Source organism: Cupriavidus sp. SZY C1 (genome assembly GCF_032190535.1).
In the GTDB taxonomy this organism is placed as follows: domain Bacteria; phylum Pseudomonadota; class Gammaproteobacteria; order Burkholderiales; family Burkholderiaceae; genus Cupriavidus; species Cupriavidus pauculus_C.
The window spans coordinates 93,454-108,626 of record NZ_JAUANU010000005.1; the positions used below are offsets into that span (position 1 = coordinate 93,454).

At 73.8% G+C, this 15,173-nt stretch carries 2 protein-coding genes and 1 pseudogene; all 3 read left to right on the forward strand.

Translation table 11 applies throughout. From position 1 onward, the window contains the following. The first annotated feature begins 34 nt into the window (after nucleotides 1-34). Nucleotides 35-4,564: a condensation domain-containing protein gene (locus tag QTN24_RS10245; RefSeq protein WP_313836808.1), complete on the forward strand. Its 4,530-nt coding sequence runs from the start codon at nucleotides 35-37 to the stop codon at nucleotides 4,562-4,564. Between the two features lie 3 nt (nucleotides 4,565-4,567). Then, nucleotides 4,568-7,630: an amino acid adenylation domain-containing protein gene (locus QTN24_RS10250; protein ID WP_313836810.1), complete on the forward strand. Its 3,063-nt coding sequence runs from the start codon at nucleotides 4,568-4,570 to the stop codon at nucleotides 7,628-7,630. A 24-nt stretch (nucleotides 7,631-7,654) separates the two neighbouring features. Further along, nucleotides 7,655-15,099: pseudogene (locus QTN24_RS10260) on the forward strand (amino acid adenylation domain-containing protein); the annotation flags it as partial. Between the last annotated feature and the right edge of the window lie 74 nt (nucleotides 15,100-15,173).

Genomic DNA, 15,173 nt, shown 5'->3' on the forward strand with positions numbered 1-15,173 from the left:
CATCGCCAACCGTCTTCCCTGGAAAGCAGACTCCATGCCGTCCGATCCGAACGTCCCGGCCACGCTGGTGGCCCACCTCGACCGTCTGGCCGCCCAGCGCCCCGATGACACGGCGCTGATCGTCATCGACGCCGAAGACGAGACCCGCTACGACTACGCCGCGCTGCACGTCCGCGTGCGCGCGCTGGGCGCCCACCTGGCCGCGCAGGCCGCCCCCGGCGACCGCGCGCTGCTGCTGATGGACAGCGGCATCGACTACGTGACCGCGTTCTTCGCCTGCCTCTACGCGGGCCTGATTGCCGTGCCGGCGTTCGAGCCCGGCGCCGTGCGGTCAGCCCAGGTGGCGCGGCTGCGCGCGATGGCCGCCGACGCCGAGCCGTCCGTCCTGATCGCCACCGCCGCGCAAGCCGCCGCCCATGCCGATGCCCTGGCCGACATCGCGCCGGCCGCGCGCATCGTCCACGCCGACGCCGCGCACGCGCCGGCCCCGTCCGGCTGGCAGCCCTACCGCGCCGAGCCCCGGACGCTGGCCTTCCTGCAATACACGTCCGGCTCCACGGCCGCGCCCAAGGGCGTGATGGTCAGCCACGGCAACGTCATGGCGAACGAGGCGGCCATAGCGGACGGCATGGGCATTGGTCCGCACGACGTGATTGCCACGTGGCTGCCGCTCTATCACGACATGGGGCTGATCGGCGGCCTGCTGCAGCCGATGTTCGTCGGCGTGCCGGTGGTCATGATGTCGCCGCAACGCTTCCTGGAACGCCCCGTGCGCTGGCTGCAGGCCATCAGCCGCCACCGCGCCACGGTCTCGGGCGGGCCGGACTTTGCGTACCGGCTCTGCGTCGAGCGCGTGCGCGACAGCCAGCTCGACGGGCTAGACCTGTCGAGCTGGGCGGTCGCCTACTCGGGCGCCGAGCCGGTGCGCGCCGACACGCTGCGCGCCTTCGTCGACCGCTTCGCGCCGGCCGGCTTCCGCGCCCCGGCGCTCTACCCGTGCTACGGCCTGGCCGAAGCCACGCTGTTCGTCACCGGCGGCCCGCGCGGCGGCGGCATGGCCTGCACCACGTTCGATGCCGGCGCGCTGGCGCAAGGCCGGGCCGAAGCGGTGGATACGGGGCTCGAACTGGTGGCCTGCGGCTTTCCGCGCGCCGGCCATGCCGTGCGCATCGCCAGCCCCGACGGCACGGCGCTACCCGACCACTGCGTCGGCGAGATCGAAGTCAGCGGGCCCAGCGTCACGCACGGCTACTGGCGCAACGCCGACGCCACGGCCGCCACGTTCGGCGCCGAAGGATGGCTGCGTACCGGCGACCTGGGCCTGCTGCGCGACGGCCAGCTCTACATCGCCGGCCGCCGCAAGGACCTGATCATCGTGCGCGGCCAGAACCTCTATCCGCAGGACATCGAGCGCGCGGTGGAAGCCCGCGTGCCCGCCGCCCGACGCGGCCGCGTGGCCGCCTTCGCCGTGCAGACGCCCGACGGCGAGGCCATCGGCGTCGCCGCTGAAATCTCGCGCCCGGACCAGAAGCGGCTGGGCCACGATGCGCTGGTGCAGGCGCTGGCGCTGGCCGTGGGCGATGCCTGCGGCGAACCGCTGGCCGTCGCGCTGCTGCTGAACCCGGGTGGCCTGCCCAAGACCACCAGCGGCAAGCTGCAGCGCAGCGCCTGCCGCCAGGGCTGGATCGACGACAGCCTCGACGCCTGCGCCATCTGGGCCCATGGCCGCTTCACGCGCGGCGGCATCGGCGGCCCCGTTGACGCCGCGGAAGCCCCGCGCGGCGACACCGAAATTGCGCTGGCCGCGCTATGGCAGGAACTGCTCGGCACCGCGCCCGCCAGCCGCCACGCGCACTTCTTTGCCAGCGGTGGCAGCTCGCTGACGGCCGCGCAACTGGTGGCCCGGCTGCGCGCGCAGTACGGCGCCGGCATCGCGCTGCGGCTGCTGTTCGATCATCCGACGCTGGCCGCCTGCGCCGCCGCGCTCAACAGCCATTGCGCCGATATGCCGGCTGGCGCCGACCCCCAAGTCGCCGCCATCGCCCCGTCCCCGCGCACCGGCCCGCTGCCGCTCGCGCCGGCCCAGCACCGGCTCTGGCTGACCGACCGCATCGCCAACCCGGCCCAGCGCTGGACGTACAACATGGCCGGCGGCCTGCGCCTGACCGGACCGCTCGACACCGCCGCGCTGCACGCCAGCCTCAACGCACTCGTCGCGCACCATGAGATCCTGCGCACCGGCTATCCCGCCGATGCCCATGGCGATCCGTACGCGCACATCGTGCCCGCGCTGGCCATCGACCTGCCCGTCAGCGACATTTCGGGCCTGAGCCCCGCCCGGCGCGACGCGGCGCTGCAGGAACTGGCCGAGGGCCAGGCCCGCGAGCCGTTCGACCTGGCCCAGCCGCCGCTGCTGCGCGCCCGGCTGGTGCGGCTGGCGGACGACGACCACGCGCTGCTGGTCACGCTGCACCATATCGTCGGCGACGGCTGGTCCATCGGCGTCCTGCTCGATACACTCGCCACCGCCTATAACGCCGCCCGCGCCGGCCAGCCCGCCACGCTGGCGCCGCTGCCGATCCAGTACGTCGACTACGCCGCCCACCAGCAGGCCGAAGCGCGCCACCCGCGCAGCCAGGCCGACGCCGACTACTGGCGCACCGCGCTCGACGGCGCGCCACGGCTGCCCACGCTACCCACGCCGCATCGCCGCCCGCCTGTCGCCGCGTCCGATGGCGCCGCCTGCCACGCCGAGCTGCCCGCCGCGCTGCTGGCCCAGGTCGACGCGCTGGCGCACCGCCACGGCGCCACGCGCTACATGGTGCTGCTGGCGGCGTTCCACCTGCTGCTGCATCGCCTGGGCGATGCCCGCGACCAGCTCGTCGGCATCGACGTGGCCGGCCGCACGCGCCGCGAGCTGGAAGGGCTGATCGGCTTCTTCGTCAACGTGCTGCCGCTGCGCGCGCAGCCGCGCCCGGACATGCCGTTCGGCGACCTGCTGGCGCAGATCCGCGCGCAGACGCTGGCCGCCTTCGACCACCAGTCGCTGCCGTTCGACCGCATCGTCGAAGCCGCCGGCGTGCCGCGCGAGCGCGCATGGCATCCGCTGGTGCAGGTGCTGTTCGTGCTGCACAACACGCCGGCCGCCGCCCGTGCGTTCGATGGCCTGCAGGCCCGTCGCCTGCCCACGCCCGTGCATGCCGCCAAGTTCGACCTGGCGGTGTTCCTGGACCCCCACGCCGACGGCCTGCGTGCCGAATGGGTCTACGCCACCGCCCTGTTCCCGCGCGCCACCGTGCAGCGCCTGGCCGACGCCTACGGCGCCGTGCTGGCGCAAGCCGTGACCAACCCCGCACGCGCGCTGTCCGGCTTCGACGTGCCGGCCGGCCTGTGCGATCCCGTTCGCGACGCCGTTCGCGCCCCTGTTTCCGAGACGCCCGCCATGCCCACCGCCCAAGTGTCCAGTCCCAGCAAGCTCGACAAACTCGACAAACTCGCCAGGCTCGGCAAGGCCGCCAGCAAGCCGCCGGCCGCGGCACCGGCCGGCGCGCCCGTGCGCACGTCGTTCCTGTCGCCGGGGCAGACCTTCCCGATCGTGATCGAGCCGGCCTCGCCGGACCTGGACCCCGTGGCCTGGGCGCTGGCCCATCGCGACGAGATCGAGGCCACGCTGTGCCGCCACGGCGGCATCCTGCTGCGCGGCTTCGGGCTGCGCACGCCGCAGGAGTTCGAGGCGTTTGCCGAATCGATCGAGCCGGGCCTGTACGGCGCCTACGGCGACCTGCCGAAGAAGGAAGGCGGCCGCAACACCTACCGCTCCACGCCGTACCCGGAGCGCGAGATGATCCTCTATCACAACGAAAGCGCGCACCTGTCGCGCTGGCCGCGCAAGCAGTGGTTCTTCTGCGAGCTGCCGTCGCCGGTGGGCGGCGCCACGCCCATCGTCGACTGCCGCGAGATGTACCGCCGCCTGCCGGCCGACCTGGCCGCCCAGTTCGAGGCCAGGGGCCTGCGCTACGTGCGCACGTTCAACGACAAGCTCGACGTGAGCTGGCGCGACTTCTTCAAGACCGACGACCGCGCCGAGGTGGAAGCCCGCCTGCGTGCATCGGGCACCGATTTCACGTGGCTGGATGCCGACACGCTCCAGACGCGCGAGCGCTGCCCGGCCGTGATCGCCCACCCGGTCACCGGCGAGCGCAGCTTCTTCAACCAGGTGCAGTTGCACCACACGGCCTGCCTGGACCCCGAAGTGCGCCGCGACCTGCTGGAGATCGTCGGCGCCGACCGCATGCCGCGCCAGGTGACGTTCGGCGACGGCAGCCCGATTGGCGACGACGTGATGGCGCTGCTCGGCGCGCTGTACGAGGCGTGCGCCGTGCGCTTCGACTGGCGCCAGGGCGACGTGGTCATGCTCGACAACATGCTGGCCGCCCACGCGCGCGACCCGTTCGAGGGCCCGCGCAAGATCGTGGTGGCGATGGGCGACATGTTCGAACGCCGCGACCTGCCGCCGCTGGCCGCCGCGCCCGCCCGTCAGGACGCCGCCGCGCTGGAGGGCTGAGCCATGAACGCCATCGTCCAACCGTACGCCACGCTGGATGCCCACGCCCAGCCGCTGGGCCGCGAGCAACGCGCGCTGGAAGCGCACGCGGGCACGCCCGTGACGCTGACCGCCACGGTCGACGGCCCGCTCGACATCGCCCGGCTGGAACGCGCACTGGCCGGCGTGGCCGCGCGGCATCCGGCCACCTGCCTGGCCTTCGGGCGCGTCGACGGCCTGCGCGGGCTGCGCCAGCACTTTGGCGCCGGCGATGACCTGCCCGCGCTGGGCTACCACGTCCGCACGCCCGCACCCGCCCGTACCGCGCTGACGCTGACCGCCCACGCGCTGGCCATCGACGGCCCGAGCCTGCGCACGCTGATGCGCGAACTGGCGCTGGCCTATGCCAACGACGCCGCCCCGGCCGACGCGCCGCCGCTGTCGTACGCCGACTATCTGGACTGGACCGCCGGACTGGCGCAGGAAAACATCGACGCCGGCCGCGACTACTGGCACGCGGTACGCGACCGTCTGGCTTCACTCGACGCGCCGCGCCTGCCGTGGCGCCAGCAACCCGGCGACGCCACCGCGCTGCAGGCGATCCCCGTCGCGCTCGGCGCCGAAGAGGCCGCCACCATCGCCGGCTGGGCGGCCACGTTCAACGTATCGCCCGCGCACGTGCTGCAGGCTGCATGGTGGCTGCTGCTGGCCCGGCTCGATCCCGCCGCGCCGTTCTGCGCCGGCTGGGTCAACGACTGCCGCGACGACTTCGAGGCGCTGGCGGGCGCCGTGGGCCGCTATACGTCGGTGCTGCCGGTCACGGTGGCGCCCGATCCGGCGCGGCCCTTTGCCGACTGGCTCGCCGCGTTCGGCGGGCAGCTTCAGCAGCACATGGACTGGCGCGAACACGCGCCCGCCGACATCGCCACCGCCGCCGCGTCGCGCTACGTGTTTGCCGTGACGGCCGCCGATCCGGCGCATGTGGCCGGCTGGCACATCGGCTGCCCCGCGCTGCTGCTGCCCGGCACCACGCTGGCGCTGGAAATTCAGACGCACGGCAGTGGCCAGCCGCAAACGTTGGTACTGCACCATGACGCCAGCTTCCGCGCTGACGACGTGGCGTGCCTGCTCGACCAGTACCGCACGCTGCTGCACACGCTGCGCGCGCAGCCCGACACCGCCGTCGGCGCCCTGCCGCTGGCCACCGCCGCCGACCGCGCCCGCGCCACCGCGCTGCACGCGCCGGCGCAGGACTTCGGCACCGCATCGCTGCCGCAACGGCTGGCGCGCTGGGCCGCCGAACGGCCGCAGGCCGCCGCGCTGTCGGCTGATGGCCGCACGTGGACCTATGCCGAACTGGCCGCGCGCGTGGACGCCATCGCCGCACAGCTGCCGGCGCTGGGCCTGCGTCCGGGCCAGCCAGCCGCGCTGGCGCTGCCGCGCTCGGGCGAACTGGTGATCGCGCTGCTGGCGGTCATGCGCGCTGGCGGCGCCTACCTGCCGCTCGATCCGGCCTGGCCCGCGCAGCGCCGCGCGCAGATTGCCGCCGATGCCGGCGCCACGTGCCTGATCGAACCGGCCGACATGGCCGCGCTGATGGCCGCGCCCGACGCGCCCGCCGCGCTGCCGCTGCCTGACCTTGCTGCCACGGCCTACGTGCTCTACACGTCGGGCTCCACGGGCACGCCCAAGGGCGTGCCGATCGCGCACGGCCAGCTACTGAACTACGTCGCCGCCGTGGGCCATGCGCTGCGCCTCGACGCCTGCCAGCGCTTTGCGCTGACATCGACCGTCGCGGCCGACCTTGGCAATACCACGCTGTTCGGCGCGCTCTGGCATGGCGCCTGCCTGTGCGTGGCAAACGATGCCGACATGCAGCACGCGGCCGGCTTCGGCGCCTTCCTGGCGCGCGAGCGGGTGGACTGCCTGAAGATCGTCCCGTCGCACCTCGATGCGCTGCTCGACGCATCGGGCGACTCCCTGCCGCTGCCGACGGACGCCGTGATCGTGATCGGCGGCGAGGCCGCCTCGCCTGCGTTCCTCGCCCGCCTGCGCGCGCAGGCCCCGGGCGCGCGGCTCTGCAACCACTACGGCCCGACCGAAACCACGGTGGGCATCCTGGTCCACGACGCCGGCCCCGTGGCCGACCTGTCCGGCCAGCCGCTGCCGCTGACGCGCGTGCTCGCCAACGGCGTGGCGGAAATCCGCACCGCCGCGGGCCATCTCGCGACGGCCGGCGAAACCGGCGAGCTATACCTTGGCGGCACCCAGCTTTGCGCGGGCTACCTCGGCGGCGCGCACGCCGACGCCTTCGTGTCCAATCCCGAGCATCCCGGCCAGCGCCTGTACCGCAGTGGCGACCTGGCGCGCTACCTGCCGCACGGCGGCATCGAACTGGTCGGCCGCGCCGACAGCCAGGTGAAGGTGCGCGGCTTCCGCATCGAGTGCGGCGAGATCGAGCAGGTACTGGCCGCACTGCCGGGCGTGCGCCACGCCGTGGTGCTGCCACTGGCCGCCGCGGACGGCACCACGCAACTGGCCGCGTGGCTGGTGCCGGCCGACCCCGCACAGCCGGCCACGGCCGCCCAGCGCGGCGCGCTCAAGCAGGCACTGGCCGAGCGCCTGCCCGACGCGATGATCCCGACGCAGTGGTCCGTCATCGACGCGCTGCCGCGCCTGCCGAACGGCAAGGTGGACCGCCGCGCGCTTGCCCAGGGCGCCGTGGCGGCCCAGCCCGCAGCCGGTGAACCGGCGCGCGAGCCCGCAACGGCGCTCGAAGCGCTGCTGCTGGACCAGATGCGCGACCTGCTGGGCGCCGGCCAGCTTGGCGTGACCGACGACCTGTTCGAAGCCGGCGGCCATTCGCTGCTGGTCATCAAGCTCGTGGCGCGCGTGCGCAAGCTGCTGAAGCTCGACATCGCGCCGGCCGTGGTGTTCGACGCGCCAAGCGCCGCCGCGCTGGCCAGCGCGCTGCAGGCCGCCAGCCCCGACCCCACCGCGCTGGAAACGCTGGCCGGGCTGCAACGCCAGCTAGCCGCCATGTCGCCCGAAGCCCGCGCCGCGCTGCGCGCCAGCGCCACTGCTTGACGCCATCCATCAGGACCCGAATTCATGACGCCCTCGCCCTCCGCCGAGCAGGCCGCATTGCTGGCGCTGCTGCTCGAACAGGACGCCGACACCCCGCCGGAGCCCGCCACTGACGCCGCGCAGGACGCGCCGCTGTCGTTCTCGCAGCAGCGGCTGTGGTTCCTGCTGCAGTACGAGCCGGGCAGCACCGCCTACAACCAGACGCGCGCGTTCGTGCTGCGCGGCGCGCTGGACCGTGCCGCGCTGGACCGCGCGCTGCGCGCCGTGCTGGCCCGGCATCCCGCGCTGCGCACGCGCTTCGTGGCCGATGGGCAGGCGCCGGGCGCGCTGCCCCGGCAGGTGGTGGAACCGGCGCCGGCCTTCGCGCTGGCCGAGGCGCCGCTGGCCGCCGGTGACGCCGCGCTGCACGCCCGCATCGACGCCGAAGCGGCACGCCCGTTCGACCTCGCCCAGGCGCCACTGCTGCGCGCCACGCTGCTCGCGCGCGGCGCCGACGACCACGTGCTGCTGCTGTCGCTGCACCACATCGTCTCCGACGCCGTGTCGAACGCGGTCATCGCGCGCGACCTGTCCGCCGCCTATGCCCAGGCGCTGGCCGGCCACGAAATCGCGCTGCCGGCACCTGCCGCCACCTTTGCCGCCCATGCCCGGCAGCAGCGTGCGGCACTGGCCAGCGGCGCGCTCGACGCCCAGCGCGACTGGTGGCAGCGGCTGCTGGCAGCCACGTGCCCGCGCTGCAACTGCCGACCGACCGGCCGCATGGCGCCGAGGCCGAACGGATCGCGCGGCGCGTCAGCACGCCGCTGCCGGCGCCCATCGCCAGTGCGCTGCGCACGTTCTGCGCCGCCCAGCGCGCCACCCCGTTCGTGGCGCTGCTGGCCGCGTGGCAGGCGCTGCTGGGCCGCTACGCCGGGCAGGACGACTTCGCGGTCGGCGTGCCGCACGCGGGCCGCGACGGCGACGGCTTTGACGACGTGGTCGGCTTCTTCGCCAACACGCACGTCTACCGCTCGCGCCTGCTGCCGGGCATGACCGGCCGCCGCCTCTGCGAGGCGCTGCGCGCCGACGCGCTGGGCGCGCTGGGCCACGCCGCGCTGCCGTTCGAAGTGCTGCTCGACGGCATGCAGGTGCCGCGCGACGCCGGCCGCACGCCGCTGTTCCAGGTCATGTTCAACCTGCGCAATACGGCAGGCGCCGCCCCGCTGGCGCTGGCGGGCCTAAGCACCGAAACCGTCGAGGCCCGCGAGACCGGCGCCAAGTTCGACCTGATCCTCGACGTCGAACAGGCGCCCGACGCCACCACGCTCCATCTCGAATACGACACCGCGCTGTTCGACGCCGCCACCGCGCAGCGCCTGCTGCGGCACTACGTCACGCAGTTGTCCGGGCTGCTGGCCAATCCCGACCTGCCGCTCACGGCCACGCCGCTGCTCGATGGCGAGGCGGCCGACGACGCCGCCGCGCTGGCGCATCAGCGCGCCGCAGGCCGGCCCGCGCAGCGCGTGGCCGACCCCGAGCCTGCCCATCGGCAGATCGCGCGCCACGCGACGCAGCGCCCGGACGCCATCGCGCTGCGCCACGGCGACACCACGATGACCTACGGCGAACTGGACCGCCGCGCCAACCGGCTGGCCCATCGCCTCATCGCGCTTGGCGTGGGGCCGGAGTCGCGCGTCGGCATCGCGCTGGAGCGTTCGCCCGCGATGATCGTCGCCATGCTGGCGATCCTCAAGGCCGGCGGCGCCTACGTGCCGTTCGATCCCGCCTATCCGGCCGAGCGGCTGGCCTACCTGTTTGCGGACAGCGGCATTGCCGCGCTGCTGACGCAGGCCAGCCTGCGCGGCCTGCTGCCCGCACGCGACGCCCTGCCGGTGCTGCTGCTCGACGGCGACGACAACGACGGCTGGCCCGACCACGCGCCCACCGTCGACGTGCGGCCCGACCACCTGGCCTACGTGATCTATACCTCGGGCTCCACGGGCCGGCCCAAGGGCGCGCAGCTCCAGCACGGCAACCTGTCGCGGCTGCTGGCGGCCACGCAGCACTGGTTCGGCTTTGGCGCCGACGATGTCTGGACGCTGTTCCACTCCTACGCGTTCGATTTCTCGGTGTGGGAAGTCTTCGGCGCGCTGTGCCACGGCGGCCAGCTCGTGATCGTGCCGTTCCACGTGAGCCGCTCGCCGCAGGACTTCATCGCGCTGCTGCGGCAGGCCCGCGTGACCGTGCTGAACCAGACGCCGTCGGCGTTCCGCGCGCTGCTGGCCCAGCCCGAGCTCTATGGCGCACCACTGGCGCTGCGCCACGTGATCTTCGGCGGCGAGGCACTGGACCCGCAGGCGCTGCAGCCGTGGATCGACCATTTCGGCGATGCGTCGCCGCGCCTGATCAACATGTACGGCATCACCGAGACCACGGTGCACGTCACATACCGGCCAATCACGCGCGCCGACCTGGACCCAAGCAACCGCGCGCGCAGCCCCATCGGCGCCCGCATTCCAGATCTGGGCGTGCGCGTGCTCGATCCGGGCCTGAACCCCGTGCCGCCCGGCGTGGCCGGTGAACTCTATATCGCTGGCGACGGCCTCGCGCGCGGCTACCTGAACCGCCCCGCCCTGACCGCCGAACGCTTTATCCCCGACCCGTTTGCCACCGATGGCGCGCGGCTCTATCGCACCGGCGACCTTGCGCGCTGGCTGCCCGATGGCGAACTCGAATACCTGGGCCGCATCGACCAGCAGGTCAAGATTCGCGGCTTCCGGATCGAGCCGGGCGAGATCGAGGCGCGGATCATGGCGCACGGCGGCATCGGCAACGCCGCCGTGCTGGCCGTGGACGGGCCGTCCGGTGCGCGGCTGGTGGCCTACGTGGTGCCGGTGGCCGGCAGCACGCCCGACGTGCCGGCGCTGCGCGCGGCGCTGGGCGACGAACTGCCCGACTACATGGTGCCGGCCGCGTTCGTGGTGGTCGACGCGCTGCCGCTGACGCCCAACGGCAAGCTGGACCGTCGCGCGTTGCCCGCGCCGGGCTTCGACAACGCGCAGGCGTTCGTCGCGCCAGAAGGCGACGCGGAAACCGCGCTGGCCGCCATCTGGGCCGAGGTGCTGGGCCTGCCGCGCGTGGGCCGCGCCGACAACTTCTTCGAACTGGGCGGCGATTCGATCCTGAGCCTGCAGATCGTGGCGCGCGCCCGCGCGGCTGGCTGGCTGCTGACGCCGCGCCAGTTGTTCGAGCGCCAGACGCTGGCCGAACTGGCCGCCGTGGCCACGCGCGCGCCCGGGGCCGTGGACGATGCCGTGCCAACCGGTGCCGTGCCGCTGCTGCCAATCCAGGCCGACTTCTTCGCGCTGCCGCTGGCCAATCGCCATCACTGGAACCAGTCGGTGCTGCTGGACTGCCACGCCGCTCCCGACTTGGCGGCGCTGTCGCAGGCGCTGGGAGATCTCGTGGCCCATCACGACGCGCTGCGGCTACGCTTCACGCAGCGCGACGGCGCGTGGCAGCAGGTCTATGCGGCCGCCGAGCCCTGCACGGACCTGCTCTGGGTGCGCCACGCCGATGACGAATCCGGGCGGCTGGCGCACTGCGAGGCGGCCCAGCGCAGCCTCGATATCGCCAACGGTCCGCTGCTGCGCGCCGTGGCGCTGAAAACCGGCGGCGCATGGCAGTTGCTGCTCGTCATCCACCACCTGGCCGTCGATGGCGTGTCGTGGCGCGTGCTCGTGGAAGACCTGCTCGGGGCCTATCGCCAACGCTTGCAAGGCGAGGCCCCCAAGCTGCCGCCGCGCACCGCGTCATACCAGCGCTGGGCGCTGGCCCTGCGCGACCACGCCGGGCGCCGGGCCGACGAATTGCCGCACTGGCAGGCGCTGGCCGCCATCGACGCCGCGCTGCCGGCCGACGATGCCACGGCAAGCTCGACGCTCGCCAACCGCGCCGACGTCACGCTGACGCTGCCCGCCGATCTGACGCAGGCGCTGCTGCAACGCGCGCCGGCCGCCTACCGCACGCGCGTCAACGACCTGCTGCTGACGGCCGTGACACGCGCGCTGGGCAACTGGGCCGGGCGTCCGCAGGTGCTGGTCGATCTGGAAAGCCACGGCCGCGCGGCCGGTGTCGACGACGCCATCGACCTGAGCCGCACGGTCGGCTGGTGCACCACGCTGTTCCCGGTAGCGCTCGACGCCAGCGGCGACCTGGGCCACGCCATCCGCGCCGTCAAGGAGCAATTGCGTGCGGTGCCCGGCGAAGGCATCGGCTTTGGCCTGCTGCGCCACTTCGGCACGCCCGCGCAGCAACAGGCGCTGGCCGCCGTGCCGCGCCCGCAGGTGGTCTTCAACTATCTGGGCCAGTTCGACGCCACGCTGGCCGACGACGCCCCGTGGCGGCGTTCGTCAGGCGCCACGGGCACCGCGCAAGACCCGTCCGCGCCGCTGTCGCATCCGCTGTCGATCAGCGGGCAGGTGTTCGACGGCCAGCTTCACCTGACGCTGGCGTTCAGCCGTACGCGGCATCGCGGTGCCACCATCGAACAACTGGCCGACGCGATCCGCGCCGAGCTGGCAGCCGTCATCGCGCACTGCACCTCGGGCGCGCAGGGCATGTCGCCATCGGACTTCCCGCTGGCGCGGCTGACGCAGGCCGGGCTCGACGCTCTGGGCCTGGACGCCGCGCAGGTGCAGGACATCTACCCGCTCTCGCCGATGCAGGCCGGCATGCTGTTCCACTGCCTGTACGCGCCCGCCGGCAGCGCCTACACGAACCAGCTACGTGTGGACGTGGACGGGCTGGACGCAGACCGCTTTGTCGCCGCATGGCGCGCCGCGCTGGCGCGGCACGACAGCCTGCGCAGCGGCTTTCTCCATCGCGGCGACCAGCCGCTGCAATGGGTGGCCAAGGACGTGGCGCTGCCCGTCACGGCCGAGGACTGGACCGGCCGCGACGCCGCCGCGCTCGACCGCTTCGCGCAGGACCAGCTCGCGCAGCGCTTCGACCTGGACCGCCCGCCACTGATGCGGCTGGCGCTGCTGCGCAAGGGCGCCGCTCGCCATCATCTGGTCTGGACCGTCCACCACCTGCTGCTGGACGGATGGAGCACCGCGCAACTGCTGGGCGAAGTGCTGCGGCACTACTCCGGCGAGCCGCTGGCCGCGTCGGGCAGCCGCTTTGCCGACTACATCGGCTGGCTCCAGTCGCGCGATGCCACGGCCAGCCAGGCGTTCTGGCAGGTCAGCCTGCGCCCGCTGGAATCGCCCACGCAACTGATGGCGGCGCTGCCGGCGCCGGCGGCCCACGCGGCCGGCCATGCCGAGCAGCACCATCTGCTCGATGCCGCCGAGACCGCCGCGCTGGCCAGCTTTGCCCGCGCGCAGAAGGTGACGCTGAACACGCTGGTGCAGGCCGCGTGGCTGCTGGTGCTGCAACGCGCCACGCGGCAGGACGGCGTGGCATTCGGCGCCACCGTGGCCGGGCGCCCGGCCGACCTGCCCGCCGCGCAGCAGATGCTGGGCCTGTTCATCAACACGCTGCCCGTGGTGGCCGCGCCACGCGCGCAGCAGACCGTGGGCGACTGGCTGCGCGAGGTGCAGGCGCTGAACCTGGCGCTGCGCGAGCACGAGCACACCCCGCTCTACGACATCCAGCGCTGGGCCGGCCACGGCGGGCAGGCGCTGTTCGACTCGATCGTCGTGTTCGAGAACTACCCGGTGGATGCCGCGCTGCGCACCGCGCCGGGCGGGCTCGCCTTCGGCAACGTCACCAACCGCGCCGAGACCAACTATCCGCTGACGCTGGTGCTGGCGCAGACCGACGTGCTGCGCCTGACCTGCCGCTTCGACCGCGCGCGGATCGATGACGCCCAGGCGCAGCGGCTGGCGCAGAGCCTATACCACGTGATGCGGGACATGGCGCGCGATGCGGCGCGTCCGCTGGGCCAGATCGGCCTGTCGCCGACATCGGTGGCCGCGCCGCCCGCGCCGGTGCCGGTGCAGCCGCTGGCCCACTACCGGTTCGAGGCCCACGCGGCCACCACGCCGGACGCCGTTGCACTGACCGCCGACGGCCAGACGCTGAGCTACCGCGAGCTCAACCGCCGCGCCAACGCGCTGGCCGCGCGGTTGCTGGCGCGCGGCGTCGGGCCCGACGTGCCGGTGGGCGTGCTGGCCGAGCGCTCGGTGGAAATGGCCGTGGCACTGCTGGGCATCCTCAAGGCCGGCGGCGTCTACGTGCCGTTCGATCCAGACTACCCGGCCGACCGGCTGGCCTACATGGTCGACGACAGCCGCGTGACGCTGCTGCTGACGCGCCACGCCGGCCTGCCGCAGACGGCCGCGTGCGCCGTGCCGGTGATCGACCTGACGGCGCCGGCGCTGTACGACGGCGACGCGGCCAACCCGGCCGTCGACCTCGATCCGCGCCATCTGGCCTACGTGATCTACACGTCCGGCTCCACCGGCCGGCCCAAGGGCGTGGGCATCTCGCACGCCGCGCTGGCGCACTACCTGCATGGCGTGCTGGCCGAACTGGCGCTGCCGCCGGGCCTGCGCATGGCGATGGTGTCCACGCCGGCCGCCGACCTGGGCCACACCGTGCTGTTCGGCGCGCTGGCCAGCGGCGCCGCGCTGCACCTGCCCGAGCGCCGCTGCGTGTTCGATGCGGCGGCGTTTGCGCGCGACATGGCCGGCCATGGCGTCGACGTGCTCAAGATCGTGCCAAGCCACCTGCGGGCGCTGCTCGATGGCGCGACGGCGGCCGGCGTGCCAGAGGCCGACGTGCTGCCCGCGCATACGCTCGTGCTCGGCGGCGAGGCCACCGACGCCGCGCTGCGCGCGCGCATCCACGCGGCGCGGCCGGACTGCCGGCTCGTCAATCACTACGGGCCGACCGAAACCACGGTCGGTGTGCTGGTCCATGTGGCCGGCACCACGCCCCGGCCCGGCGCCGGCCTGCCGCTGGGCCAGCCGCTGGCCGGCACCGTCGCCCACGTGCTGGACGCCGACTTGCAGCCGCTGCCCGATGGCGTAGCCGGCGAGCTGTACCTGGGCGGCCCGGCCCTGGCGCGCGGCTACCTGGGCCGCGCGGCACTGACGGCGGACCGCTTCGTGCCGGACCCGTTCGCGGCCGACGGCGCGCGCCTGTATCGCACCGGCGACCGCGTGCGGCGCCATGCCGACGGCCGCTTCGCGTACCTGGGCCGCATCGACGACCAGGTCAAGATCCGCGGCTTCCGCGTGGAGCCCGGCGAAATCGCCGCGCAACTGGCCGCGCTGCCGGGCATCCGGCAGGCCGCCGTGGTCGCCGCTTCGGCCGACACCGGCGTGCAGCTCGTGGGCTATGCCGTGCCCGACGCCGGCGCGCAGCCCGATGCGGCCGCGCTGCGCCGCGCGCTGGCGGCCGTGCTGCCGGGCCATATGGTGCCGGCCGCCATCGTGCTGCTCGATGCGCTGCCGCTGACCGCCAACGGCAAGCTGGACCGCCGCGCGCTGCCCGCGGCCAATGCGCCGCTGGCCACCGCCGGCGAGCCGCCGCAGGGCGACGTGGAGATCCG

Bases quoted from the DNA above. Each gene is read 5' to 3' on its own strand.
- QTN24_RS10245 (WP_313836808.1), top strand. From the start codon at position 35: ATGCCGTCCGATCCGAACGTCCCGGCCACGCTGGTGGCCCACCTCGAC.
- QTN24_RS10250 (WP_313836810.1), top strand. From the start codon at position 4,568: ATGAACGCCATCGTCCAACCGTACGCCACGCTGGATGCCCACGCCCAG.